Annotated in this window: 21 protein-coding genes and 1 pseudogene; 12 read left to right on the top strand and 10 right to left on the bottom strand. The window is 61.5% G+C overall.

Going from position 1 to position 24,092, the window contains the following annotated elements; genetic code table 11:
* Positions 1-17: 17 nt before the first annotated feature.
* Complete coding sequence (locus I5961_RS22240; protein ID WP_085699611.1) at positions 18-914, top strand: helix-turn-helix domain-containing protein; 897 nt, start codon at positions 18-20, stop codon at positions 912-914.
* A gap of 100 nt (positions 915-1,014) precedes the next feature.
* Here the strand turns inward: I5961_RS22240 and I5961_RS22235 are convergent, their stop codons facing one another.
* Together I5961_RS22235 and I5961_RS22230 are read right to left on the bottom strand one after the other, a co-directional pair.
* Positions 1,015-1,191: a hypothetical protein gene (locus I5961_RS22235; RefSeq protein ID WP_166225760.1), complete on the bottom strand. Its 177-nt coding sequence runs from the start codon at positions 1,189-1,191 to the stop codon at positions 1,015-1,017.
* A gap of 84 nt (positions 1,192-1,275) precedes the next feature.
* Positions 1,276-2,180: pseudogene (locus I5961_RS22230) on the bottom strand (LysR family transcriptional regulator).
* A gap of 115 nt (positions 2,181-2,295) precedes the next feature.
* On the opposite strand from I5961_RS22230, the gene I5961_RS22225 reads away from it, so the two are divergent.
* Positions 2,296-3,174, top strand: coding sequence for an MBL fold metallo-hydrolase (locus tag I5961_RS22225; RefSeq protein ID WP_227233375.1), 879 nt, complete (start codon positions 2,296-2,298; stop codon positions 3,172-3,174).
* 46 nt (positions 3,175-3,220) lie between these two features.
* Positions 3,221-3,835, top strand: coding sequence for an NAD(P)-dependent oxidoreductase (locus I5961_RS22220; RefSeq protein ID WP_227233373.1), 615 nt, complete (start codon positions 3,221-3,223; stop codon positions 3,833-3,835).
* A 122-nt stretch (positions 3,836-3,957) separates the two neighbouring features.
* Here the strand turns inward: I5961_RS22220 and I5961_RS22215 are convergent, their stop codons facing one another.
* Positions 3,958-4,836, bottom strand: a complete 879-nt coding sequence (locus I5961_RS22215) for a LysR substrate-binding domain-containing protein (protein ID WP_227233372.1) — start codon at positions 4,834-4,836, stop codon at positions 3,958-3,960.
* Positions 4,837-4,975: 139 nt separating this feature from the next.
* Here I5961_RS22215 and I5961_RS22210 point away from each other — a divergent pair, with 139 nt between their 5' ends.
* The 6 genes from I5961_RS22210 (at position 4,976) to I5961_RS22185 (ending at position 12,401) form a co-directional block, all read left to right on the top strand.
* Positions 4,976-6,613, top strand: a complete 1,638-nt coding sequence (locus I5961_RS22210; RefSeq protein ID WP_227233370.1) for a 5-guanidino-2-oxopentanoate decarboxylase — start codon at positions 4,976-4,978, stop codon at positions 6,611-6,613.
* Positions 6,613-8,061 (top strand): aldehyde dehydrogenase family protein, encoded by a 1,449-nt coding sequence (locus I5961_RS22205; RefSeq protein ID WP_227235631.1) that lies wholly within the window; start codon positions 6,613-6,615, stop codon positions 8,059-8,061. The genes I5961_RS22210 and I5961_RS22205 overlap by 1 nt, the downstream gene beginning before the upstream one ends.
* A gap of 217 nt (positions 8,062-8,278) precedes the next feature.
* Entirely contained in the window at positions 8,279-9,382 is a 1,104-nt protein-coding gene (locus I5961_RS22200; protein ID WP_227233369.1) for an extracellular solute-binding protein, read from the top strand.
* A 192-nt stretch (positions 9,383-9,574) separates the two neighbouring features.
* Positions 9,575-10,483: an ABC transporter permease gene (locus tag I5961_RS22195; protein ID WP_085697224.1), complete on the top strand. Its 909-nt coding sequence runs from the start codon at positions 9,575-9,577 to the stop codon at positions 10,481-10,483.
* A complete protein-coding gene (locus I5961_RS22190) occupies positions 10,480-11,328 on the top strand; it encodes an ABC transporter permease (RefSeq protein WP_227233367.1) in 849 nt (282 codons plus the stop codon). Before I5961_RS22195 ends, I5961_RS22190 begins: the two co-directional genes overlap by 4 nt.
* A gap of 17 nt (positions 11,329-11,345) precedes the next feature.
* Entirely contained in the window at positions 11,346-12,401 is a 1,056-nt protein-coding gene (locus tag I5961_RS22185) for an ABC transporter ATP-binding protein (RefSeq protein ID WP_227233365.1), read from the top strand.
* Positions 12,402-12,407: 6 nt separating this feature from the next.
* Here I5961_RS22185 and I5961_RS22180 read toward each other — a convergent pair whose 3' ends face one another.
* Positions 12,408-13,349: an AraC family transcriptional regulator gene (locus I5961_RS22180; protein ID WP_085697221.1), complete on the bottom strand. Its 942-nt coding sequence runs from the start codon at positions 13,347-13,349 to the stop codon at positions 12,408-12,410.
* 335 nt (positions 13,350-13,684) lie between these two features.
* Here I5961_RS22180 and I5961_RS22175 point away from each other — a divergent pair, with 335 nt between their 5' ends.
* Together I5961_RS22175 and I5961_RS22170 are read left to right on the top strand one after the other, a co-directional pair.
* Positions 13,685-14,038, top strand: coding sequence for a putative quinol monooxygenase (locus I5961_RS22175; RefSeq protein ID WP_085684418.1), 354 nt, complete (start codon positions 13,685-13,687; stop codon positions 14,036-14,038).
* Between the two features lie 43 nt (positions 14,039-14,081).
* Positions 14,082-14,324, top strand: a complete 243-nt coding sequence (locus tag I5961_RS22170) for a hypothetical protein (protein ID WP_007960172.1) — start codon at positions 14,082-14,084, stop codon at positions 14,322-14,324.
* Positions 14,325-14,328: 4 nt separating this feature from the next.
* Here the strand turns inward: I5961_RS22170 and I5961_RS22165 are convergent, their stop codons facing one another.
* Complete coding sequence (locus I5961_RS22165) at positions 14,329-14,958, bottom strand: flavin reductase family protein (protein WP_011335689.1); 630 nt, start codon at positions 14,956-14,958, stop codon at positions 14,329-14,331.
* 127 nt (positions 14,959-15,085) lie between these two features.
* Positions 15,086-15,403 carry a hypothetical protein gene (locus I5961_RS22160; RefSeq protein WP_085697219.1) on the bottom strand — a complete coding sequence of 106 codons (318 nt, stop codon included), beginning with the start codon at positions 15,401-15,403 and terminating at the stop codon, positions 15,086-15,088.
* A 347-nt stretch (positions 15,404-15,750) separates the two neighbouring features.
* Here I5961_RS22160 and I5961_RS22155 point away from each other — a divergent pair, with 347 nt between their 5' ends.
* Positions 15,751-16,506 (top strand): hypothetical protein, encoded by a 756-nt coding sequence (locus tag I5961_RS22155; RefSeq protein WP_085697218.1) that lies wholly within the window; start codon positions 15,751-15,753, stop codon positions 16,504-16,506.
* Positions 16,507-16,634: 128 nt separating this feature from the next.
* Here I5961_RS22155 and I5961_RS22150 read toward each other — a convergent pair whose 3' ends face one another.
* From I5961_RS22150 to I5961_RS22135, 4 genes are all read right to left on the bottom strand, one after another.
* Positions 16,635-17,954, bottom strand: coding sequence for an MFS transporter (locus tag I5961_RS22150; RefSeq protein ID WP_227233364.1), 1,320 nt, complete (start codon positions 17,952-17,954; stop codon positions 16,635-16,637).
* A gap of 219 nt (positions 17,955-18,173) precedes the next feature.
* Positions 18,174-19,502 carry a sigma-54-dependent transcriptional regulator gene (locus I5961_RS22145; RefSeq protein WP_085697216.1) on the bottom strand — a complete coding sequence of 443 codons (1,329 nt, stop codon included), beginning with the start codon at positions 19,500-19,502 and terminating at the stop codon, positions 18,174-18,176.
* Positions 19,502-21,262, bottom strand: coding sequence for a sensor histidine kinase (locus tag I5961_RS22140; RefSeq protein ID WP_085697215.1), 1,761 nt, complete (start codon positions 21,260-21,262; stop codon positions 19,502-19,504). Before I5961_RS22140 ends, I5961_RS22145 begins: the two co-directional genes overlap by 1 nt.
* Before the next feature lie 95 nt (positions 21,263-21,357).
* Positions 21,358-24,078, bottom strand: a complete 2,721-nt coding sequence (locus tag I5961_RS22135) for an RHS repeat-associated core domain-containing protein (protein WP_227233362.1) — start codon at positions 24,076-24,078, stop codon at positions 21,358-21,360.
* Between the last annotated feature and the right edge of the window lie 14 nt (positions 24,079-24,092).

The raw sequence follows: 24,092 nt of genomic DNA, 5'->3' as shown, positions 1-24,092 counted from the left end.
AGGCCTGGATTGAAGTGATGAACAAGCCTGACCTGCCTTCGATTCCGGTGTTCAAGCTCTACGGTGAAAGCCTGGACTGGCCGACCCCTGACTTGCTGCACTGTGAAACCATTTCCAAACGCAGCCGCGAACACCAATGGGAAATCAAACCCCACCGTCATGCCGATTTGTGCCAGTTGCTCTTCGTATTCAAAGGTCAGGCAGAGCTTGAAATCGAAGGCCAACGCACGCAACTGAAGGAAGCCGCGATCCAGATCCTGCCGCCGTTATCGGTGCATGGATTTCGTTTTTCCGAGGACGTCGAAGGATTTGTCGTCACCCTCGCCACACCGTTGATCAACCATTTGCAGGCACAACTGGGCAGCGCGGTGCAGGCCCTGGCCCAGGCCGAAAGCTATCCGGCGGGCAAGGACGCGGAGTACCTCAATAGTCTGTTTGCCGCATTGCAGGCCGAGTACAACGGCCATCAACCGGCGCGGGAAATGCTCATGCATTCGCTGGTCAGCGTGATCATGGTCTGGGTCAGCCGTCAGGCGATCCGCCGTCACAACGCCACGCAACGCCCGCAGCGCCAGCGTGAATATCTCAATGGCTTTATTCAATTGGTGGAGGAGACGTACAGACAGCACGTCAAGGTCGAGGACCTGGCCCATCGTCTGGGGATTTCCGTCTCGCACCTCAACGGCACCTGCCGCGAACTGGCGGGGCAGCCGGCGTTGCAGATCATGCACGAGCGTCAGTTACTGGAAGCCAAGCGCCTGCTGACTTACACCAGCATGACCATTTACGAGATGTCCGAGGTGTTGGGGTTTTCCGATCCGACCAACTTCACGCGCCTGTTCCGGCGCCGGGTGGGGATCTCGCCAAAGGCGTTCCGCGACCGACTCAAATCCGAACAACAAGAGAGTCAATAGGTGGGAGCGAGCTTGCTCGCGAAGAGGGTGGATCAGCCGGCAGTTTTGCCACCTGACACGCCGCCTTCGTGAGCAAGTTCACTCCCACAGACGTCCAGTATCAGCGCAGGGCGTTGAGGGTGGCGTTGTGAGGAATGCAGCGCTCGAAGTTGCAGCTCGCGTATTCACGGGGCAGTTGCCGCAACTGCTCCACGCGCCATGCTGCGGTGCCGTACAGCGCCAGCGTGGCCGCGCAGGTGATGAAAATCGCGAAGTATCTTCTTGTTCTGGTGTTCATGGCGGTGACCTCTGAACGAATACCCTTGGGTACTGCTTTCAGCATAGGTCAGCGCCGTGGAGTTGCCAGCGGCTGCGAACGGCTTTACAGCCCTTCATCCCATTGCGGGTTTTCGGGAAAACGCTGCACCAGGAAATCCAGCATGCAACGCAGCGCTGCCGGCATGTGCTTGCGCGAGGCATACACGGCATAGATGTTCATCTGCCGCGGCTCGGCGTGGGGCAGCAGGCGAACCAGTTCGCCGCTGTGTACATGCACCCCGGCCTGATAGGTCGGCAGCATCGCCACCCCGGCGCCGGCCAGGGTCGCGCGCAGCAGGGTGCTGGCCTCGTTGGCGCTGATGTTGCCTTGCACCGGCACTGAAACCGGTTCGCCATCTTCTTCGAAATGCCACAGGCTCTTGCCGAAGTAGGAATGGGTCAGGCAGTTGTGCCGGCTCAGATCTTCTACGCGTTGCGGCTGCGGATGTTCTTGCAGATAGGCGGGCGCGGCGCAGACCACCGAGCGGCACACCGTCAGGCGCCGGGCGATCAGATTCGGATCGAGGTCATTGCTGGTGCGAATCGCCAGGTCGATGCGTTCGTCCACCAGGTTTACCGTGCGATCGAGCATCTGCAGATCGATGTTCACCCCGGATACGCTTTGACGAACGCCGCCATGGCATCGGCCAGTTGCGCCTGGCCGAACGAGGTGCTGACGCTGATCCGCAACATACCCCGTGGCGCATCGGCAGGTTCGCTGACCGCGGCCTGCATGTCACCGGACAGCTCCAGCATCTGCCGGCAGCGCGGCAGGATTTCGTTGCCGGCGGCGGTCAGGCTCAACTTGCGGGTGGTGCGGTGCATCAGGCGCGCGCCGACCCAGTCTTCCAGTTCCGCCAGATACCGCGACACCACCGGCCTCGACAGGTCCAGGTGGTCGGCCGCCGCCGACTGGCTGCCCAGATCCACCACCGTGACAAACACCCGCATTGCTTGGAGACGATCCATGATTTGCCCGCTTTCAGAAACAAACTATGTTCAAGCATCGCATTTTTTGTAACGAGTCTGGCAACTAAGCTCTGCCCCCATCGCCAAGCACGGCATTCGAACAGCGGAGCAACTCATGATCGGCTTCACCACTCTCAAGCGCGTTTTACTGGCCACCGCCACCCTCGGTTTTGCTGCCCACGCAGCGGCCGCGAACCTGACCCTCGACGTCTACAACCCGGGCACCAAGGCGATCTTCCCGGTGACTTCGGTGCTGGTCAGCGGCGAGAAAGACGCGATTCTGGTGGACGCCCAGTTCGGCAAATCCCAAGCCGAGCAAGTGGTGGAAAAGATCCGCGCCAGCGGCAAGCAATTGACCACCATTTACATCAGCCACGGTGACCCGGATTACTACTTCGGTCTCGACACCCTGACCAAAGCCTTCCCGCAGGCAAAGGTCTTGGCCTCGCAACCGACCGTTGATCACATCAAGCAAACCGTCGACGGCAAACTCGCCTTCTGGGGCCCGAAAATGGGCGCCGACGTGCCGGCCAAAACCATCGTGCCGGGCGTGCTCAAGGGCAACAGCCTGATGCTTGAAGGGCAAAAGCTGCAGGTGGTTGGCCTGGAAGGCAAGCAGCCGGATCGCAGCTTCGTGTGGATTCCTTCACTGAAAGCCGTGGTCGGTGGTGTGGTTGTCGCCGAGAACATCCACGTATGGATGGCCGACACCCAGACCGCGCAGTCCCACGCCGACTGGCTGGAAACCCTGCACTCGATCGAAACCCTGAAACCGAAAACCGTGGTGCCGGGTCACTACCTGGGTGACAGCGCCCGTTCACTGGCGGCCGTGAAATTCACTGCCGACTACATCAAGGCGTTCGACGAAGAAACTGCCAAGGCCAAGGACTCTGCCGCACTGATCGGCGCGATGAAAAAACGCTACCCGAAACTGGGCGAAGAAAGCTCACTGGAGCTGAGCGCCAAAGTCGCCAAGGGCGAAATGAAGTGGTAACCCGATTCTGAAAAACGCAGCACTCTCAAGCCAACTGGAGAATGTCATGAGCAAGATCGCAATCATTGGTGCCACCGGCCGTGCCGGCAGCCAACTGCTGGAAGAAGCCCTGCGTCGCGGCCACAGCGTCACAGCCATCGCTCGGAATACCTCGAAAATCGGCGCCCGTGCCGGTGTGGTCAGCAAGAATGTCGACGTGCTGGACTCCGCCGCGCTGCAGGACGCCGTCGTCGGTCACGATGTGGTGATCAGCGCCGCACATTTCGCCACGGTGCCGGCCAGTGCGCTGATCGGCCCGGTGAAGCAGGCCGGGGTGAAACGTCTGCTGGTGGTCGGCGGTGCCGGTTCGCTGTTGCTGCCGGACGGTACTCGTGTGATCGACAGCGCCGGTTTCCCCGCCGAGTACAAGGCCGAGGCCAGCGCCGGTGCAGCGTTTCTCGATGCGCTGCGTCAGGAGCAGGAGCTGGACTGGACGTTCCTGTCGCCGTCGGCGCTGTTTGTCGAAGGCGAGCGCACCGGCAAGTTCCGTGTCGGCAAGGATGACTTGCTGGTGAGTGCTGAAGGCCAGAGCTCGATCACCTTTGCCGACTACGCGATTGCGCTGCTCGACGAAGTGGAAACGCCGAAGCATTCGCGTCAGCGGTTTACGGTCGGTTACTGAATCTCGACACCGATCCAATGTGGGAGCGAGCTTGCTCGCGAAGAGGGCGTGTCAGTCGACATCAACGTTGAATGACGCACCGTATTCGCGAGCAAGCTCGCTCCCACAGGATATTGGGGTGTTCACCGCGTATGAGCCTGCTCCACCAGCCACCCCATCAATTCCTGCAATTTCGCCGACGGCTCCGACGCCGGCGCGACGATGTAATAGCCCAGTCCCGTCTTCACCTTCAGATCGAACGGCATCACCAGTCGCATGGCGTTCAAGTCATCGCCGATCAACGACCAGTCGCCGATCGCCACCCCTGTCCCGTGGGACGCCATCGACATCGCCTGATCCAGCGTTTCGAAATGCTGACCGCTGGCGATGTTGCTCAATTGCAGTTCGGCGGCTTCGAGCCAGAGTGTCCAGTCGTCATCGGTGTGGGTCGGGTGCAGCAGCAGATGTTGTTGCAGGTCTGCCGGTGTGTGCAGGGCCGGACCGCCGTTGAGCAGCGTCGGCGAGCAGACCGGCGTCAGTTGCTCATCGAACAGATGCAGGGTCGCGGGTGAGTCGTGGGGCGCGGTGCCGTAGATCACCGCCGCGTCGAACTGCTCGCGATGAAAGTCCACGCCGTGTTGCAACGACGCCGTGAGTTTCACCGGCACGTCCGGGCGTTCGCGCTGCCATTGCAACAGCCGTGGCAACAACCAGCGCATCACGCAGCTCGGGGCCTTGAGTTGCAGGGTCTCGCGCTTGGCGCCGATCTGCTCCACCGAGTCGCCGATCAGGCTGAAGATCTGCTGCACCCGTGGCAGCCATTCGCGACCTTCGGCCGTCAGCTCCAGGCCCCGGGCCAGGCGAATGAACAGCTCATAACCCAGATGTTCCTCCAGCCCGGCGATCTGCCGGCTCACCGCACCCTGGGTGATGTGCAACTGTTCGGCGGCCCGGGTGAAGTTGCAGCACTGTGCGGTGATCAGAAACGTGTGCAGGGCGGGCAGGGGAGGCAGTCGTTTCATGTGGATCCAAGCCATGACGTGAGGACATGGCTAGTATGAGCTTTTATCGATTGTTGCGGCTACACGCCGCCCGTTTCAATGAGGCCAATCACCGGTTCCTTTAAAGCCCGGTGCCTCAACGAACAAGAAGGGCAAAGACATGGCGACGTGTGGCGAAGTACTGGTCAAGTTACTCGAAGGTTATGGGGTCGAGCAGGTGTTCGGCATTCCCGGTGTACATACCGTGGAGCTGTATCGCGGGCTGGCCCGTTCGAGCATCAACCACGTCACCCCCCGGCATGAACAAGGCGCCGGCTTCATGGCCGACGGCTACGCCCGCACCAGCGGCAAACCGGGTGTGTGCTTCATCATCACAGGTCCTGGCATGACCAACATCACCACCGCCATGGGCCAGGCGTACGCCGATTCGATTCCGATGCTGGTGATCTCCAGCGTGCAGTCGCGCAGTCAACTGGGCGGTGGTCGCGGCAAGCTGCATGAACTGCCGAACCAGAGTGCACTGGTCGGCGGCGTGGCGGCGTTCTCCCACACCCTGATGTCGGCGTCCGAATTGCCGGGCGTGCTGGCCCGTGCGTTTGCGCTGTTCCAGGCCGGGCGTCCGCGTCCGGTACACATCGAAATTCCGCTGGACGTGCTGGTCGAAGAGGCCGACGAACTGCTGGCCAGTGTGCCGGTCAACATCGACCGCGCCGGAGCTGCGCCGGCCGCCGTGAACCGCATGACCGAACTGCTGGCCGGCGCCCAGCGTCCGCTGATCCTCGCCGGTGGCGGCGCCATCGATGCGGCTGCCGAACTCACTGAACTGGCCGAACTGCTCGGCGCACCCGTGGCGCTGACCATCAACGCCAAAGGCATGTTGCCGTCCAGTCATCCGCTGCTGATCGGTTCGACCCAGAGCCTGGGAGCGACCCGCGCCCTGGTGGCCGATGCCGACGTGGTGCTGGCAATCGGCACCGAGCTGGCGGAAACCGACTATGACGTGACCTTCGCCGGCGGCTTCGAAATTCCCGGCAAGTTGCTGCGCGTCGATATCGATCCCGACCAGACCGTGCGCAACTACCCGCCCCACGTGGCGCTGGTCGCCGACTCGCGCAATGCCGCACAAGCGCTGCTCAGTGCGCTGTCGCACAAACCGCTGGCCGAGCGCCGCAACGACTGGGGCCAGGTGCGAGCCGCCCGTCTGCGTGAAGACTTGGCAGCGACCTGGGACGCGCCGACCCTGGCCCAGACCCGTTTCCTGGAAACCGTGCTGCACGAACTGCCGAATGCAGTTTTCGTCGGCGACTCCACCCAACCGGTGTACACCGGCAACCTCACGTTCAACCCGGAGCGCCCGCGCCGCTGGTTCAACTCGTCCACCGGCTACGGCACCCTTGGTTACGCCTTGCCGGCAGCGATTGGCGCGTGGCTCGGCGGCAACCTCGAACACGGCGCACGTCCGCCGGTGCTGTGTCTGATCGGCGACGGCGGTCTGCAATTCACCCTGCCGGAACTGGCCAGCGCCGTGGAAGCGCGTACGCCGGTGATCATTCTGCTGTGGAATAACCAGGGTTACGAAGAGATCAAGAAATACATGGTCAACCGCGCCATCGAGCCGGTGGGCGTGGACATCTACACCCCGGATTTCATCGGCGTGGCCAAGGCCCTGGGTTGCGCGGCAGAAGCGATCAGCTCGGCCGAACAACTGCGCGGTGCACTGCGCGCCGCCAGCGATCGGCAGGGCCCGACCCTGATCGAAATCGACCAGACCCAATGGATGAAGGCGGTGGCCCAATGATGATCTTCCCGACCACACTCGACGGCCTGTACATCAACGGCCAATGGTCCGCCGGCCGCGAACACCTGCGCGTCATCAATCCGGCCACCGAAGCGTTGCTGACCACGGTCAATGGCGGTGACGAAAGCGCCGTCAACCAAGCGGTCACGGCAGCGACCGAAGCTTTCAACGGCTGGTCGAAAACCACTGGCGCCGAGCGCGGAGCGATCCTGCGCAAGATCGCCGATGGCGTGCGCAACGGCCGCGAACATTTGATGAAGTTGCAGTCGAGCAACAACGGCAAACCGCAGTTCGAAGCGGCAATCGATGTCGACGACGTGATCGCCACTTTCGAGTACTACGCCGAACTCGCCGAAGGCCTCGACGCCAGACTCGACAGTGACGTGCCGCTGCCGAGCGACGATTTCAGTGCACGTCTGCGCCGCGAGCCGTGCGGTGTGGTCGGGCTGATCGTGCCGTGGAATTTCCCGATGGTCACCACCGCGTGGAAACTCGCCCCGGCCCTGGCCGCCGGTTGCTGCGTGGTGCTCAAGCCGTCGGAAGTCACGCCGCTGCCGGAGCTGGAACTGGCGACCATCATCGCCGAATCCGGCCTGCCCAAAGGCGTGTTCAACCTGGTGTGCGGCACCGGTCCGGCAGTCGGCGCGCCGCTGTCGGCGGATCCGCGCATCGCCAAGGTTTCCTTCACCGGCAGCAACGCCGTCGGTGTGCAAGTGATGCAGCGCGCCGCTGAATCCGTGAAGGGTGTGAGCCTGGAACTGGGCGGCAAATCCTCGCTGCTGATTCTGGAAGATGCCGACCTTGACCTGGCGGTGGAGCTGGCCTGTGGCGGCGGTTTCTTCAACGCCGGGCAGATGTGCTCGGCCACCAGCCGGGTGCTGGTGGCCGATGAGCTGGCCGACGAATTCCTGATTCGCCTGAAGGCCCGCGCGGAAAAAATCCGTGTCGCCGATCCGTTCGATCCTGAAGTCGAGATGGGCGCACTGGTCAATCAGGCGCAGTACCAGCGGGTGCTCGGTCATATCGACCGTGGGCTGAGTGCCGGGGCCAGGCTGATTTGTGGCGGCAATCGTCCCGCCGATCTGCCGCGCGGCTATTTCTTGCAGCCGACGATCTTCACCGAAGTGCCCCTCGACAGTGCGCTGTGGTGTGAAGAGATCTTCGGCCCGGTGATCTGCGTGCGCAGTTTCGCTTCGGAAGCCGAGGCGATTGCCCTGGCCAACGATAGCCAGTTCGGTCTGGTCGCCAGTGTCGTCACGCGCAATGCCGAGACGGCGGATCGGGTCGCCAACGCCTTGCAGGCGGGGCTGGTATGGCTCAACGCGCCGCAGGTGATCTTCCCGCAGACCGCGTGGGGTGGTTACAAGCAGAGCAGCATCGGTCGCGAGTTGGGGCCGTGGGGTCTGGCGGCATTTCAGGAAATCAAGCACGTGATTCGCGCGCTCTGAATGCCCGAAAAAGGTCAGCGCATGCCTCGCAACGAGGCATGCGCCGGCGTCATGGCTCCAATGAGTTTTTATCGATAGTCAGGTGTTTTGCACGACCTCAGGATGAACCCGCAGACCACGCTCAAGCCCTTTGAAACCGGGCGCTTGGGCAACATCGGTCAGGCAGATGCAAGGGTTGCGATCAATCTCATACTTAGAAGAATAATGGGAGTCCTAAATGGGCGAGCACGATCTGAACAGGCGTCAATTCATCAAAACCGTCGGCGTGGCCTCGGTGGCTGCGGCGGCCATGAGCATGCCCTTCATCCGGGCCAGTGCCAGCGACACCCGCTTTGCCGGCAAGACCCTGCGCCTGCTGACCTGGTCCGATGACACGGGCCTGGCCGCGCTGCGCAACATCGCTGCAACGTTCGAAGCCAAGACCGGCGCCAAAGTGATTGCCGACCGTACCGGCAGCACTTCGGAAATGGTCGCCAAACTCAAGGCCGGCGGTGACCGTCCGCAGTACGACATCATCACCCTGGCCGGGGTCGGCGCCGAAGGTCTGGCCGCTGCCGGACTGCTGGAAAAGCCCGATCTCAACCGCATTCCCAACCTGATCGACGTCCCGGAAAAATACCGCACCGGGGCCAACGGTCACGGCATCGGTTACCTGCTGTGGTGCAACAGTCTGGTCTACAGCACTCGCACCCAGACCACCGCGCCGGACAGTTACGCCGCGCTGTGGGACGCCGATCTGGCGCCGAACATTTTCCTGCCGCCGCCGAACTGGACCGAGGCCATGGACCTGATCATCATCGCCGCCAAACTGGCCGGTGGTGACGAGCACAACATCGAACCGGGCTTCAAGAAACTCGCCGAGCTCAAGGAGCGTGTGGTGACCCTGGGCGAAAACCCCAACCAGATCGCCGAGCTGTTCCGCACCGGCTCCCTGGACATGGGCGGCCTCTACGCCCCGGCGTTCTTCCCCAAGCAGATCCGCGATCCGAACTATGGCCTCGGCGCCACGTTCGGCATGAAGGAAGGTTTCTATACCGACCTGATGCTCTCGGTGATGCCGAAGAACCGTCCGGGCGACACCGATCTGGCCTATGCCTTCATCGACCACTCCCTCGACCCGCTGGTGCAGGGCAAGATGGCCGAAGACATCTTCAACGGCCCGGTCAACGCCAAGGCGATCATCTCCGCCGAAGCGCGCAAGAGCCCGTTCATCCTCACGCCGGAGCAGATTGCGGAGAAGGCGATCATGCACGACAACGCTTTCCTGGCGACCGTGCATGACCAGTGGATTCGTCGCTACACGGAAATCTTTTCTTCCTGATCGAGTGATGGACACAGGTTCTTCAAACACCGAAGTACCTGTGGGAGCGAGCTTGCTCGCGATCGCGGACTGACATTCACCGACAGTGTCGACTGACAGATTGCTATCGCGAGCAAGCTCGCTCCCACAGGTTTCTCGGTGAATTTGAAGGCAGTGTCTGTCAGTTGTTTTTCCATTGACGAGATCATTGCTATGGAACATCAATCCCTGACCCAACCGGTCGGCACGGGTGACGTGCGCCCGGCGCGCGGTATTTCGCCGACGGCGCGGGCGTGGTTTTTTCTCACGCCGTCGATGCTGTTTCTCGGCGTGCTGATTGCCGCCAGCCTGCTGGTGCTGCGCATGAGCGTCGGCACCAAGGGCGCGGAGTGGTCCGGTTTCAGCCTGGCCAGTTACGCGCAGTTGCTCGAACCCTACTACCTCAAATCGTTGCTGCTGACTTTGCGTCTGGCGCTGATCAGCGCGGTGATTGCCGTGGTTTTGGCGATCCCGGTGGCGTACACCATGGCGCGCCTGACCTCGCCGTTCGTGCGACGGATTTTCCTCGCGGCGGTGCTGCTGCCGTTGCTGGTCAACCTGCTGCTGCAAAGCTACGGCTGGCTGGTGATCCTCGGCCCCGGCGGCATGCTCAACCAGACCCTGATGGGACTCGGTCTGATCAAGCGCCCGATCATGTTGCTGTACAACCAGAACGGCGTGTTGATGGGCCTGGTGCAGACGGCGTTTCCGCTGGCCGTGCTGCCGATTGCCAGCGCCATGCGCGGCGTCGCACGCAGCTACGAAGAAGCCGCCGCGACCCTCGGCGCCAGCCGCTTTCAAGTGTTCCGCCAGGTGGTGTTGCCAATGAGTCTGCCGGGAATCATCACCGGCGCGACGCTGGTGTTCGCCTACAACGCCAGCAGCTTTGTGGTGCCACTTCTGCTGGGTGGCCGTCGCGTGCCGATGCTGGCGGTGATGGTGCATGACCAGATCGCTCCGCTGATGAACTGGCCTGCCGCCTCCGCCGCCGGGGTGGTGCTGATCGTCACCACGCTCGCCATCATGACCTTGTCCGAATACATCACCGGCCGCCGTCGCCGTCTGCTGGAGGCTTCGCAATGAGTGCCCTGATCAAGAAGCGTCAGTCGCTGCTGCCGGGCGACACCGGCAAGTTTGCGGGCATCCTTTCCGGGATCATTTTGTTCCTGGCCGTGTTGCCGATCCTGACCATGATCGTGATGTCGTTCAGCGGCGCGTCGAACCTCGACTTCCCGCCAAGCAGTTACAGCCTGCAGTGGTACAAGGCGGCGTGGCACACGTTTGTGTCGCCGGACGCCAGCGATGTGCTGAGCCTCGGCCAGGCCATGGGCACCAGTTTGCTGGTGTCGTGCCTGACGATGATTTTCGCCACGCTGATCGCGGTGCCGGCGGCTTACGCGCTGACCCGTTGCGAGTTCCGTGGCAAGGCTGTGGCGCTGCAATTGATGTCGCTGCCGCTGGTGTTCCCGATGGTGGTGCTCGGGCTGGCGTTGCTGCTGGTGTTCGATAGCCTGCCGTTTCACATGACCACATCGCGGCTGGTAATTGCCCACGTAATTCTGGCGCTGCCGTTCGTGGTGAAGAACTGCACGGCGGCCATGCTTTCCATCGGCAGCGAAGTCGAAGAGGCCGCGCAGATGCTCGGCGCTTCGCCTCTACGCGCCATCGTCGACGTGGTGGTGCCGTTGATGAAATCGGGGATTCTGGCGGGGATGCTGCTGGCGTTCATCGTTTCGTTCAACGAGTTCACCGTGACCTATTTCCTCTACACCATCGACGTCATGACCGTGCCGATCTGGATGTACAGCCGCACCGTGTCATCGCTCGACCCTACCGTGTTCTCGTTTGCCGTGCTGATCGTGTTGATCGACTTCGTCCTGATCTGGGCGCTGGAGAAGCTGGTCGGTGAAGGCGGCGTGTCCTTTTGATTTCTTGAGGTGATTTTATGTCTGGTCTGATTCTGGAAAACGTCGAGAAACACTACGGCTCGGCCTGCGCGGTGAAAGACGTCAACCTGCATTTGCCCGAGGGCAAACTGGTGTGTTTTCTCGGCCCTTCGGGTTGCGGCAAGACCACGTTGCTGCGAATGATCGCCGGGCTGGAAACCCTCACCGGCGGCGCGATTCGCCTGGACGGCGAGGACATCGGCCACACGCCGGCGCACCTGCGCAACTTCGGCATGGTGTTTCAGTCGCTGGCGCTTTTTCCGCACATGACCGTGGGCGAGAACATCGCCTATCCGCTGAAGCTGCGCGGCGTGAGCAAGGCCGATCAACAGGCGCGGGTGGTGCAATTGCTGGAGCTGATCCAGCTGCAACCGATGATCGATCGTCCGGTGGCGAAACTCTCCGGCGGTCAGCGTCAGCGGGTGGCGATTGCCCGGGCGATTGCCTCGCACCCGAAAATCCTGCTGCTGGACGAACCGCTGTCGGCGCTCGACGCCAAGTTGCGCGAGTCGATGCAGGTGGAAATCCGCCAGCTGCAACAACGCCTGAACATCACCACGATCATGGTCACCCACGATCAGCGCGAGGCCATGACCATGGCGGACATCGTGGTAGTCCTCGGTGAGCATCGGGTGCAGCAGGTGGGCACGCCCATTGAAATCTACCGGCATCCGGCCAACGAATTCGTCGCGGACTTCATCGGCTCCGGCAATATCTTCCCGGCAACGGCCCTGGGCGATGGCAAGGTTGTGCTGCCGGGCGGCGATGCCCTGCAAGTGCCGATCTGCAGCAGCATCGTGGTCGGGCAGAAAGTAAAAATGCTGATCCGCCCTGAAGATCTGCAACTGTCGGCGCCCCAGGCCACGGCGGGCAATCGCCTGCTGGGCAAGGTGACGTTCGTGCGCGACATCGGCGCGACCATCGAGACTACGGTGGAATGTTCCGGGGTGACCTTCACGGCGCTGAGCACGCCGTGTCAGGGCATCGGTCTGGGGATCGGGCATCCGGTGTCGGTGACGCTGCCGAGTGAGGCGTGTCGGGTGCTCGGCGCCTGATCCAGATCAGACGGTCAGCCGCAAGCGCGCCAGATCCCTCAACGGTGGCGCGCCGAACAGGCGGCTGTACTCGCGGCTGAACTGCGAAGGGCTTTCATACCCCACCCGATACCCCGCCGCCGACGCCTCCAGCCCCTCAGCCAGCATCAAGCGCCGCGCCTCTTGCAGGCGCAGTTGCTTCTGATACTGCAACGGACTCATCGCCGTCATCGCCTTGAAGCGGTGATGCAAGGTCGAGACGCTGAGGTTCACTTCCTTCGCCAGATCATCAATGCGCAGCGGCTGTTCGAAGTTGCCGTTGAGCCATTTGATCGCCTGGCTGATGCGGTGGCTCTGGCTGTTGGCGATGGCGATTTCGTACAGCCGATGGCCTTGGGGACTGCGCAACAGGCGATAGAGAATTTCCCGGCGGATCAGCGGTGCGAGCATGGCGATGTCTTTCGGCGCGTCGAGCAGACGGGCCAGACGCAGCACCGCATCGAGCATCGCGCTGTCGATCTTTTCCACATACAGACCGCGCCCGGTCGGACGGGTCGGCACGCCCATCGGGCCGGCGTCGGCGATCAGCGCGGTGATTTCCGCCGGGTCGATGTCCAGGCGTACGGCGAGAATCGGCTCTTCGGGCGAGACATTCACGACTCGACCGCTCAACGGCATCGAGACCGACACCACGAGGTAATTCAACGGGTCGTAATTGAAGAACTCGTCCGCCAGCCGTACCTCTTTGCGACCCTGGGCCATGATGCACAGCGCCGGTTGCGCGAGCACCGGAGCGAAGTCATGGGATTGGGTGTGGCGCGACATGAACAGCGAACCGACGGCAGTGGCATAACTGCCATCTTCGGACGTGTTGCGGCGAATGATGGCCGCCAGTTCCGCGCGCTGCTTTTCCATGTCGGCTTCCATATCGGCATCGCGCGGCGCCTGAAAACGATCGAACGACGTCATGCACAGCCTCCTCGGCAAGGGATGGAATGGGAGCAGAGCTTAAGTTTGTGCAAGCGCGAGCGGTAGACACATCCTGCGAAATGCTTGCCTGATCCTGCATGGCGTTGCGTGCCTGCCCGGACATGAAGGGGCGAAGCCCGGAAAACTTGCTCGAAACCGGTGTGACAGGACAGTGACAACAATTCACGACTTGTTACAGGTCTGCAAGACAGTCTCGCAGGATTGTGCAACGCGACGGCAGGAATCGACTAACGGCGAGCGATGCCCGGCCCTTAACCTTTGATCCTGTCGCAGCCCGTCCCCGGCTGCCACACGACTCCCTGGGAGGGTTGAACATGTCCAAGCAGATTCCCGTCAGTCATATGGCCTTCGTTCGAGCGCGCGCCGGGCGCTCGGCGGAACTCGGCATGCGCCTGAGCGCGCTGATCGAGCCGTCCCGTGCCGCCGCCGGTTGCCTGAGCTTTTCCTTGCAGCATTCGCAGTGTGATCCGGAGTTGTGGCTGGTCTCCGGTTTCTGGATCAACCAGCAATCGATGACCGCCTATTTCAGCAGCCCGTCGATGGAAATCTTTGCCGAGCTGGTGCAGGACCTGGTGGTCAATAGCCTGGATTTCCACACGTTCAAGGAAGTCTCGGCCGCACAGGCCGTAGGCCAATGCACTGCGCCGATACACAAACTCGCCGGTTGAATGTTTAATGGCCGGCCTATCTGACTGAGCCAGGACCTGCGATATGGCACGTAAAGAGTTCGAACACTTCGAAGCGGTTTCCGCTGTAGTCCCCGTCGAGTTGGGCGGCAACAAGGGTTATCACGCGGCAATCGCCGTCAAGGCGCTGGTCGACGGCGGAGCACCGCGCTTTCACAAACTGCTGAACGATCAGGTTTTCCCCGGCGCCATCGCGGCCGATGAAGCCGCGATCAATGAACTGGACAAGCTCAAGGGCGTCACCGACGACGCCGAGCTGATCTGGTAAGCGCTTACTTCGTAGCCCCCGGGCGCCACATCTTGAACAACGCCTCCGGCCCCAGCTGGAAATAGTCCGCCGGTCCGCCGCCCCGCAGTATCGGTTCGGCGGCGGCGGTGTCGTAGATCCCGTCCTTCAACAGCCATTTGGCGATGTGCACGGCGACCACTTCGCCCAGCACCAGCCAGCTCGGTACGGTCTCGCCGTCGGCGCGCTGCAACTGAATGATCTGGGTGACCTTGCATTCAAAGGACACCGGGCTTTCGGCCACGCGCGGCACGGCAATCACCTTCGACGCCACCGGCGTAAGCCCCGCCAGTTCGAACTCGTTGACCTCTGGCCCGACCATCGCGCAGCTCTGGTTCATCTGCTCGGCCAGCGGGCGGGTGGCGAGGTTCCAGACGAACTCACCGGTCTGCTCGATGTTGTTCAGGCTGTCTTTGCGCCCGACGCTGGAGAAGCCGATGATCGGCGGAATGTAGTTGAACGCGTTGAAAAAGCTGTAGGGCGCCAGGTTCAGCCGGCCCTCGGCATCCTGCGAAGAAATCCAGCCGATGGGGCGCGGGCCGACGATGGCGTTGAACGGATCGTGTGGCAGGCCGTGGCCGTTGGCCGGTTCATAGAAATGGATGTCATCGGGCATGGCGGGTGTTCCTGAAGGCGTTTGTCAGCGGCCAATAGTGCAAGGACGGTCCGCGAAGATCAAATGCCGACCTTTGAAAATGAACAAGCCCGGCAATGGCCGGGCTTTGGTGTCTGCATTCTGCCGATCAGCTGATAGCTGCAGCAGTACCGGTTTTATCGAAACCGTCGGCAGCGATGGCGTTGGCGGTGCCGGTTTTGTCGAAACCGTCGGCAGCGATGGCGGACGCAGTGCCGGTCTTGTCAAAACCATCAGCAGCAACGGCTTTGCCGACGTTGGTCTTGTCGAAGCCGTCAGCGGCGTAGGTGCCGGTGTGGCTGGTTTCGATGGCAGCGCTGGCGCCGGAAATGAAGTCGGCGGATTTGGTTTTGTCCGAACCGTCGGCGGCAAAGGTGTTGGCGGCCAGGACGGACAGGGTCAGGGCGAGGATCAGTTTGGTTTTCATGGTCGTTCTCCAGATTCGTTATTCGTTGGCGATGTGTTTCGCATGGGATTCATGCTACGCCAACTAAATTGATTAAAAAGCGCAAAACAATGCTAAAAACCATCGATTAATTTGATATTAAGGGCGACGCATTCAATTCGCTTTCGTCTTCGTAGCGAGCGTCGCGCGGTTAATCGATCAGGTAGGTGCAGAATGCGGAGGGGGCATTAACCGGTGATTAATCGCCGCTTTTTGCCTGTGTGACAGATTTTTCATGGATTCCCGACCGGTTTTTCACCCGCGCAACGCCAGTCTGCCCACGGCCATAAAGCCAAAAACGGCCGTCACACACAGGAGCGTTGCCCGCGATGAACAAACTGCCTCAAATCACCCTGGCCTTCTGGGTCATGAAAATCTGCGCGACGACCCTGGGGGAAACCGCGGGGGATTTGCTGTCGATGACCCTTAACGTCGGCTACGCCATCAGCTCGCTGATCCTGATCAGCGTGTTTGTCCTGACACTGATCACGCAGCTGATGTCCAAGACCTACAAGCCGTTGCTGTACTGGATCGTGATCCTGTCGACCAGCACCGCCGGCACCACCATGTCGGACTTCATGGACCGCACGCTGGAGCTGGGCTACGCCACCGGTTCGCTGATCCTGATCGCGATTCTGCTGGCGATCTTCGCGGCATGGCGCCTGAGCGGCGACTCGCTCAACGTCACCAGGGTGCAGAGCTTTCGCGGCGAGATGTTCTACTGGATGGCGATTCTGTTCTCCAACACCCTGGGCACCGCGCTCGGCGATTACCTGGCGGACGACTCGGGCCTGGGCTTTGCCGGTGGCGCGCTGCTGATCGGCTCGGCGATTGCTGTGGTGGTGCTGCTCAAGTACTTCACGAAGATTTCGACCGTCGTGCTGTTCTGGGTGGCGTTCGTGCTGACCCGGCCGTTCGGTGCGACGTTGGGCGACTTGATGACCAAGTCCCATGAGAAGGGCGGGCTGGACTTTGGCACCATCGGTTCGTCGGCAGTGCTGGCGGGGATTTTGCTGGTGATGATCGTGGGCGCGTCTTATGCGCAGAAGCGTTATGGCAAACAGCCGGTTGCCGAGTTGACCTGATACCGAGGTGACTTCAATCGTGAGCAAGCTCGCTCCCACAGGGTCAGTTGTATGCCGATCCAATGTGGGAGCGAGCTTGCTCGCGATGGGGCAGAACAGCCACCGTTGCAGTGGCTGAATGAATCCGGTCAGTCAGTGACGATGCGCGAGTGTTTCTGGGTGTCTTTCATGGTGATGTACACCAGCAGGGACACCGCGATGCACGCGGTCACGTACCAGTAGTAACCGGTTTCCATGCCGATGCTCTTGAACCACAGCGCGATGTATTCGGCGGTGCCGCCGAAGATCGACACGGTCAGTGCGTACGGCAGGCCGACGCCCAGGGCGCGGATTTCGGTCGGGAACAGCTCGGCCTTCACCACGGCGTTGATCGAGGTGTAGCCGCTGACGATGATCAGCGCCGCCATGATCAGGAAGAACGCGCCCCACCAGGTCTGGATGGTGTGCAGGGTCATCAGGATCGGCACGGTGAAGATCGTCCCCAGCACGCCGAAGGCGATCAGGATCGGGCGACGACCGATTTTATCGGACAGGCCGCCGATGATCGGTTGCAGGCACATGAACAGGAACAGCGTGGCGGCGGAAATGGTGGTGGAGTCGGAAATGCTCATGCCGACGGTGTTCACCAGGTATTTCTGCATGTAAGTGGTGTAGGTGTAGAACGCCAGCGTACCGCCCATGGTCAGGCCGACCACGGTCAGCAATTCCTTCGGATGACGCAGCAAGGTGCGCATGGCGCTTTCCTTGGATTTCTCTTTTTTCACGAAGGATTCGGTTTCTTCCATGCCACGACGCAGGTACAGCGCCACGATTGCGCACAGCGCGCCGATGGCGAACGGGATGCGCCAGCCCCACGCGTACAGTTGCTCAGTGGTGAGCATCTGCTGCAGCACGATCAACACGCCCAGCGCGATGAGCTGGCCGGAGATCAGGGTCACGTACTGGAAGCTGGAGAAGAAGCCGCGACGTTCCTTGGTCGCCATCTCCGACAGATAAGTCGCCGAGGTGCCGTACTCGCCGCCGACCGACAGGCCTTGCAGCAGACGGGCGAATACCAGCAGGATCGGCGCGCCGATGCCGATGGTTTCGTAGTTCGGGCTGAGGGCGATCAGCAGCGAGCCAAAGCACATCAGGTACACCGAGGCCATCAGTGCCTTTTTACGGCCGACCTTGTCGGCGTACAGACCCATCAGCCAGCCACCGATCGGACGCATCAGAAAGCCCACGGCGAAGATCGCAGCGGTGTTCATCAACTGGGCGGTGGTGGAACCGGCGGGGAAGAAGGTCTTGGCGAAGTACAGCGAGAAGGCGGCATAAACGTACCAGTCGTACCACTCGACCATGTTGCCGACGGAACCGCTGAAGATCGACTTGATGCGACTGGCGGTGGTTCGTTCTTTGACCGGCACGGCAGCCGACCCAAGAGGCAGGGCGTTGGAGTTATCCATTGAAGGATCCTTCGTTTAATTGTTTTTGTGGAGCGCGCAGAAACGCAGCCTGCGAGGGCTATAGCAGGAGCTGTGCCAACGGGGAGAGGGCCGGTTTAGAGGGGTTGGGGAGATGGGTTGAGCGGGATTTTGCCGATGAGCCGGAATGAATGAGCGGATTTCCGCTCATTTGGCTGTGATCGTTCCCACGCTCTGCGTGGGAATGCCTCAATGCGGGGATCAGTCGGGCACGAACATTTCCCGGGTCAGACCATGGCGCTGCATCTTTTCATTGAAGGTTCGGCGCGGCAGTTGCAGTTCTTCCAACACGGCTTTCACATCCCCCTTGTGCCGGGTCAAAGCGGCCCGCAGGCACTGCGCCTCAAACGCCTCTTGCTGCGCCGCCAGCGACTGCCCCGGATCGATACCTTGCACCGGTTCATCCAGCCCCAGCACCTGCCGTTCGGCGACGTTCGCCAACTCACGAACATTACCCGGCCAGTCATGGCTCAGCAGGTGACTCAATTGCGCACCACTGAGCGGCGGAAAAGACCGCCCCAATCGCTGAGCGGCGCTTTGTGCGAAGGACTCGAACAACAACGGAATGTCCTCCCGACGATCGCGCAGCGGTGGCAGGCGCAATTCGGCAACGTTCAGGCGATACGCCAGGTCCTCGCGAAAACGCCCGGCCCGGGCCTCATCCAGCAAATCGGGTTTGGTCGCCGCGACGATGCGCAAGTCCACGCGAATGCTCTGGTTCGACCCCAGCCGTTCCAGTTTCTGCTCCTGCAACACCCGCAGCAGTTTCACCTGCTGGGCCAGCGGCATGCTTTCGATTTCATCGAGAAACAGGGTGCCGCCATCGGCGTATTCCAGTTTGCCGATGCGCTTGCCGGAGGCCCCGGTGAACGCGCCGCTCTCATGCCCGAACAATTCGGCTTCGAACAACTGCTCGGGGATCGCCGCGCAGTTCAGTGCCACGAACGGCTTGTCGGCGCGCGGGCCGAAGTCGTGCAGGCAGCGGGCAACCAGTTCCTTGCCGCTGCCGGTTTCGCCACGGATCAGCACGTTGACCGGCAATGTTGCGAGGTCAAGCACCTGCCGGCGCAGGGTCTGCATACCACGGGACACGCCGAGCAGCGTCGCATCCAGTCTGGCGCGGTTGTCGGCCTGTTCGTGCAGGGCGCGGTTTTCCAGCACCAGCCGACGCTTGTCCAGCGCCCGGCGCAGGCTGCCGAGCAGGGCCTCGGGGCTGAAGGGTTTTTCCAGAAAGTCGTAGGCGCCATCGCGCATCGCTTCGACCGCCATCGGCACATCGCCGTGGCCGGTGAGCAGAATCACCGGCAGGTCGGCATCCCGGCGCTGCACTTCGGCCAGCAGTTCAAGACCGCTGAGACCGGGCATGCGCACATCGCTGAGAATCACCCCGGCAAAGTGCTTCGGCAGCGCCGCCAGGCATTCCTCGGCGCGGCTGAACAGCTGCACCTCGAACCCGGACAGGCTTAGCCATTGCTCGACGGCGTTGCGAATGCTGCTTTCGTCATCGACCACCATCACTGAGTTGAGCATCAGAGGTGCGCCTCCAGATCGATCGGCAAGGTCAGGCTGAACACTGCACCGTTGTCACCATTTTCGGCGCACAGGCGCCCGCCGGATTCATGGACGATGGCGAACGATACCGCCAGTCCCAGACCCAGCCCGTCACCCACAGGTTTAGTGGTGAAGAACGGATCGAATACCTGACCCAGATGTTCTTCGGCAATGCCGCCACCGTTGTCGATGACGCTCAGGCGCCACAGTTGTTCGTCAGCTTCCAGGCGGATTTCCAGACGCTTGCACGGCTTGCCCTGCATCGCATCGAGGGCGTTGCGCAGCAGGTTGATCAGCACTTGTTCGAGGCGAATCGCGTCGCCGCGCACCCAGGCCGGACGGGTCAGGTGCAGCACCAGACTGACCTGTTCATCACGCAGGCGCGCATCGAGCAATTGCAGCGCCTGATCGACCACCGTCGCCAGGTCCAGCCGTTCGCGCAAGCCGCTGGGGCTTTTGCGGGCAAAGGTTTTCAGGTGGCCGGTGAGGGCAGCCATGCGCGTGAGCATTTCGTCCACCGGTTTGAGCGCCTTGCAGGCGTCATCGACCCGACCGTGATCGAGCAGCAGCCTCAGAGTTGCAAGCTGCATGCGCTGGGCGGTCAGCGGCTGATTGATTTCGTGGGCCAGCGCAGCGGACATCTGCCCCAGTGCCGCCAGTTTCGCTGATTGCACCAGACCTTCCTGGGCGGTGCGCAAATCCCGGGTGCGTTCCTCGACCAGTTGCTCAAGCTCTTCGCGGCTGCGCTGGCGCATCTTGGCCAGACGCCAGCGCTGGTTGAGGAACAGCAACAGAAACACCAGCGCCAGCCACACCCCGGCGGCGGCGAGCCCGGCATTGCGCTGGTCTTCGAAGGACACTTGCGGACGCCGCAGCAGGTGTAGCGTCCAGCCTTCGGCGGTCAGCGGCAGCGATTCCCACAGGTAATCCGCCGTGCCTTGCGGGCCTTCGACGCGGCGCAGTTCGCTGTTGTCATCAAAGCGGCGTAGCGACAGATGAGTCAGCGGCACCAGCGATTGCTTGTCGTATTGGCGAGTGCGCTTGATCTCTCGGTAATCGGCCGGGCTCAGCGGGTGCAGCAGGCGGTAGCGCCAGTCGGGCTGGTTGGCAATGAAGATGATGCCCCGGGCATCGCTGACCAGTAGCGTATCGCTGCCCTGGCTCCATTCGCGCTCCAGCTCCGGGAATTCGAGCTTGACCACCATCGCCCCGAGGAACTCGCCGTTGTCGCCGAGCACCGCGCTGGACAGGAAATAGCCGGGAATCCCGCTGGTCACGCCGACTGCGTAGAAACGCCCGGTGCCCTGGGTGCGGGTCTGACTGAAATAGGGGCGAAAGCCATAGTTGTGGCCGACGTAACTGCTGGGCAGACGCCAGTTGCTGGCCGCCACCGCCAGGCCGGTGTGATCGAGCAGTTCAAGCGTCGAGGACTGCGCGGCGCCGTTGATCTTTTCCAGCTTCAGATTCAGCGCAGCCTGCTGTTCGGCATCCACGGGACCTGCCAGCGCCGCACGCAATTGCGGGTCCAGCGCCAGCACGGCGGGCAGGGCGCGGTAACGGTCGATCAGGGTGTGCAGCGAATTGGCGTACAGCGCCAGTTGCTGGTTGGCTCGGGCGGCATCTTCCACCAGTGCCTGGCGTTCGGCGTGACGGATCGCAAGCGTTGCGGCGAGGGCAGCGCCGGCGAGGATCAGCAGGGTGTACAACGACAGACGCAAGGTACGGGAAGTCGGCAGCATGCTGGGCGCATAGAGATAGGAAGTCGGGCCGGCACCATAGCATGGTGTCGGCCCGAACTGACAAGAGGGGCAGAAGTTCTGCCCGGATCGCCTGATCAGAGGTGCGTGTTGGATTTGCGCACGGGGATGCGAGTTATTTTGGCTCTATGAAATACACTCCCGGCAGAACTTTGCGAGGACCCTGAACTGCGACGTGACGATAGGTTGCTTTCACTCTGGTCTGACGGCCGCAGCCCCGTGATTTTTTCGAGCATTGTCATGCTTTGCCAGGAAATTCCGACCAACTCTTCGGCGTCCAGTACTTGCTGACGCAGCGCTTGCTGGGCTTTCACTGACACCTCTTCCTTAAGGCTCTGTTCGGCGATGAGCCTGTCGGCCGTGTCCAGCCATTTTGCCGCCTGAGCCTTCTTGTCCGCCTTGGCCTTGGTGCCTCTCAACTCGTCGACGTAGCCCCCTACGATCGGACCCAATATCATGCCCGCCACGGTTGCTGCCGTGGTAACACCCAGTGTGCTCATGGTGAAGAACCGGTTGGCATCTTGCGTGACATCGGCGGGTGGTACGGCGCCGTTCCCACCGGGGTTCCAGGTGTTGGGCGGTGACCAGCCCGGGGTGAACAGCGTTGCGTGCAAAACGAACTGGGCGGTGGCGGTGAGTAATGTGGAAACTACAGCTGCGTTGGCCGGAGACGAAGTCCCGACGGGCAGCAATGCCAATCCGACTTTCGAATTGACCGCCGCCAGCGCGGCTTGCGTGCCCCATTCGCCCCAGGATTGTTCGGGTTTGGGCGGCAGCTTGCCGGGAGGATTGTTTGCCGGGTCATCCACCAGCGCGGGTGTACCGGTGGATGGCTCGCTGCCGGCGATCGAGTTGGGACGTGACGACGACGTCGATCCGCCTATGTGGACGGAGGTCTGGTCAGGCGTGGCCGGCGTCGGTCTCGTCATCATCCCTTGCTCGTCAATGAAATTGATCGGGTTGTTCGCCGTCATCCGGTACAGATTCAATCCGTCCACGGTTCCTGCCTTGTCCGGCTGGGTCCAGCGTTGCAGCCATGGGGCGTAATAGCGTTGTCCGTAATAGATCAGGCCGCTTTCATCGGTTTCCTTGCCGCTGTAGCGGATGAACTTGTAGTTCACCTCAATCCGTGACCGGGCTCCCAGTGTCGAGGTACTGCCAAACGGGTAGTAGGTCTCCTCACTGATCAATCGCGCCAGTTGATCCACTTCTTTCAGGGACGACCCCAGGTGATCCTTGAGGATATAGCGCATTTGACTCTGATCGATGCCCGTGGGTTTTCCCTTCACCCAGTGGAGACATGTCACGTGGCCTGCGCCAGTGTCCAGCTTGATCACGTGCAGTTCTTCGCCGTTGTCTCTGGTGCGGATCTCCAGATCGGGCAAGTAGCGCACGTCCCGGAAATGGCTGACTGAGGGAGTGTGGGTCTCCAGTCTTTTGTGCACGCGCAGATCCTGACTGTAGCGATACTGCTCCGTATCGTGTGGTCCGGTGGGATGTCTGGCCAGGGTCACGGAGTCCAGTTGATTGCGACTGTTCCACTGCAGTGGGCCGAACGGAAGCGCCAGCTGGTTGCCCGCAGCATCGAACTCGATGGGAAAAACCGGTATCGGATCACCCGTTTTCCAGCGCACCCCCCGGTTGCTGTCCGGATCGATATACACCTGGAAAGTATGGTTGGCCCCATCGCGGACGCGGGTGGTTTTTACGAGGTTGTCGCCATTGTCGTACTCGTATGTTTCCGTGTAATTGCGCCGATCATTGGGGTCGGTCGGCTGTGGCAGACCCGGGTTATCCGTAGGTGGCATCTCGTCGTATCCGCTGGCGTAAATCAGGCGGTACGTTGAGTCATAGCTGAACGCACGGTGGCCATCGACGCGCTGGTTGTGAAAATACGTCGGTGCGTAGCCGCCATCGAGGATGCGAGTGATGTTGCCCATCCGGTCATATTCATACCCGAAATCCTGAATCGATTCCCCTGTCGCCTTTTGTGCGTATTGTCGAAGCAGGCGACCGTCAGCGGCCCGATAGTGCCAGTGACTGCTCACATGATTGCCTGTCCGTTGCAGGGTCGTCTGCCCGGTGGCGTTGTATTGTGCATCCCGCAAGACCGGTTGCCAGGCGAGTAGGTCGTTAACCTTGAGTTGCACCTGTGTGAGCTGCCCGGCTACGTCGTAAGCCAGACGCCGCTGGTGGCCGCCGGCATCGGTCTGCTTCAGTAGTGCGCCAAGGGGGCTGAGATTCTGCTGACTGGAAAAGGACAATCCATCGTGAAAAGTTCGGCTTTCCTGCAGCGCAGCGCCTGTAAGGGCAAAAGAGTGCAGTTTGACGCTGCCCGATGGATCATTGATTTCGACCATTTGCCCGCGCCGGTTGTAGCCTGCGTCGGCCGAGGCATCGGCATAGACGTAGGCCTCTTTATCCAGTCCGGTGTCCTGCGCGACGGACACCAGGCGCAGTTGATTGTCGAATGTGTGCTGCCAGTGGTGGTTGCGTGCGTCCCAGCGTTGCAAGGTTTCGCCTGTCACTCCAGGCAGGCGCCGGCTTTTTCCGGCGTCCACACTGTCTGTTTCAAGCAGCTCTGCGATCAGATTGAAAACGCTGGTGATGGTGGGGCTGGCCAGACGCGGGTCCCACTGTTTCACCACGTGCCCGAGCGCATCGCGTTGCTGGCGTGTGATCAGTGCCTCGGCGGTTGCGCCGGCAACCGAGCGCAGATAGGCCACCTGACGAACCATCAGGCCCCGGCTGTCATAAGCTGACAGCGAAGGTGTGCGCTCATGGGGAGAGGGGAGCATCGTCTTTGTCCTCT

The sequence above is a fragment of the Pseudomonas sp. IAC-BECa141 genome (assembly GCF_020544405.1).
Lineage (GTDB): Bacteria > Pseudomonadota > Gammaproteobacteria > Pseudomonadales > Pseudomonadaceae > Aquipseudomonas.
This window is presented reverse-complemented; position numbering and strand designations above follow the sequence as displayed.

Excerpts from the sequence above, each read along its gene's own strand:
- I5961_RS22140 (WP_085697215.1), bottom strand. The coding sequence starts at position 21,262 with ATGCTGCCGACTTCCCGTACCTTGCGTCTGTCGTTGTACACCCTGCTG.
- I5961_RS22145 (WP_085697216.1), bottom strand. The coding sequence starts at position 19,502 with ATGCTCAACTCAGTGATGGTGGTCGATGACGAAAGCAGCATTCGCAAC.
- I5961_RS22210 (WP_227233370.1), top strand. The coding sequence starts at position 4,976 with ATGGCGACGTGTGGCGAAGTACTGGTCAAGTTACTCGAAGGTTATGGG.
- I5961_RS22220 (WP_227233373.1), top strand. The coding sequence starts at position 3,221 with ATGAGCAAGATCGCAATCATTGGTGCCACCGGCCGTGCCGGCAGCCAA.
- I5961_RS22180 (WP_085697221.1), bottom strand. The coding sequence starts at position 13,349 with ATGACGTCGTTCGATCGTTTTCAGGCGCCGCGCGATGCCGATATGGAA.
- I5961_RS22175 (WP_085684418.1), top strand. The coding sequence starts at position 13,685 with ATGTCCAAGCAGATTCCCGTCAGTCATATGGCCTTCGTTCGAGCGCGC.
- I5961_RS22150 (WP_227233364.1), bottom strand. The coding sequence starts at position 17,954 with ATGGATAACTCCAACGCCCTGCCTCTTGGGTCGGCTGCCGTGCCGGTC.
- I5961_RS22160 (WP_085697219.1), bottom strand. The coding sequence starts at position 15,403 with ATGAAAACCAAACTGATCCTCGCCCTGACCCTGTCCGTCCTGGCCGCC.
- I5961_RS22200 (WP_227233369.1), top strand. The coding sequence starts at position 8,279 with ATGGGCGAGCACGATCTGAACAGGCGTCAATTCATCAAAACCGTCGGC.
- I5961_RS22165 (WP_011335689.1), bottom strand. The coding sequence starts at position 14,958 with ATGCCCGATGACATCCATTTCTATGAACCGGCCAACGGCCACGGCCTG.
- I5961_RS22190 (WP_227233367.1), top strand. The coding sequence starts at position 10,480 with ATGAGTGCCCTGATCAAGAAGCGTCAGTCGCTGCTGCCGGGCGACACC.
- I5961_RS22185 (WP_227233365.1), top strand. The coding sequence starts at position 11,346 with ATGTCTGGTCTGATTCTGGAAAACGTCGAGAAACACTACGGCTCGGCC.
- I5961_RS22135 (WP_227233362.1), bottom strand. The coding sequence starts at position 24,078 with ATGCTCCCCTCTCCCCATGAGCGCACACCTTCGCTGTCAGCTTATGAC.
- I5961_RS22205 (WP_227235631.1), top strand. The coding sequence starts at position 6,613 with ATGATCTTCCCGACCACACTCGACGGCCTGTACATCAACGGCCAATGG.
- I5961_RS22155 (WP_085697218.1), top strand. The coding sequence starts at position 15,751 with ATGAACAAACTGCCTCAAATCACCCTGGCCTTCTGGGTCATGAAAATC.
- I5961_RS22225 (WP_227233375.1), top strand. The coding sequence starts at position 2,296 with ATGATCGGCTTCACCACTCTCAAGCGCGTTTTACTGGCCACCGCCACC.
- I5961_RS22215 (WP_227233372.1), bottom strand. The coding sequence starts at position 4,836 with ATGAAACGACTGCCTCCCCTGCCCGCCCTGCACACGTTTCTGATCACC.
- I5961_RS22240 (WP_085699611.1), top strand. The coding sequence starts at position 18 with ATGAACAAGCCTGACCTGCCTTCGATTCCGGTGTTCAAGCTCTACGGT.
- I5961_RS22170 (WP_007960172.1), top strand. The coding sequence starts at position 14,082 with ATGGCACGTAAAGAGTTCGAACACTTCGAAGCGGTTTCCGCTGTAGTC.
- I5961_RS22195 (WP_085697224.1), top strand. The coding sequence starts at position 9,575 with ATGGAACATCAATCCCTGACCCAACCGGTCGGCACGGGTGACGTGCGC.
- I5961_RS22235 (WP_166225760.1), bottom strand. The coding sequence starts at position 1,191 with ATGAACACCAGAACAAGAAGATACTTCGCGATTTTCATCACCTGCGCG.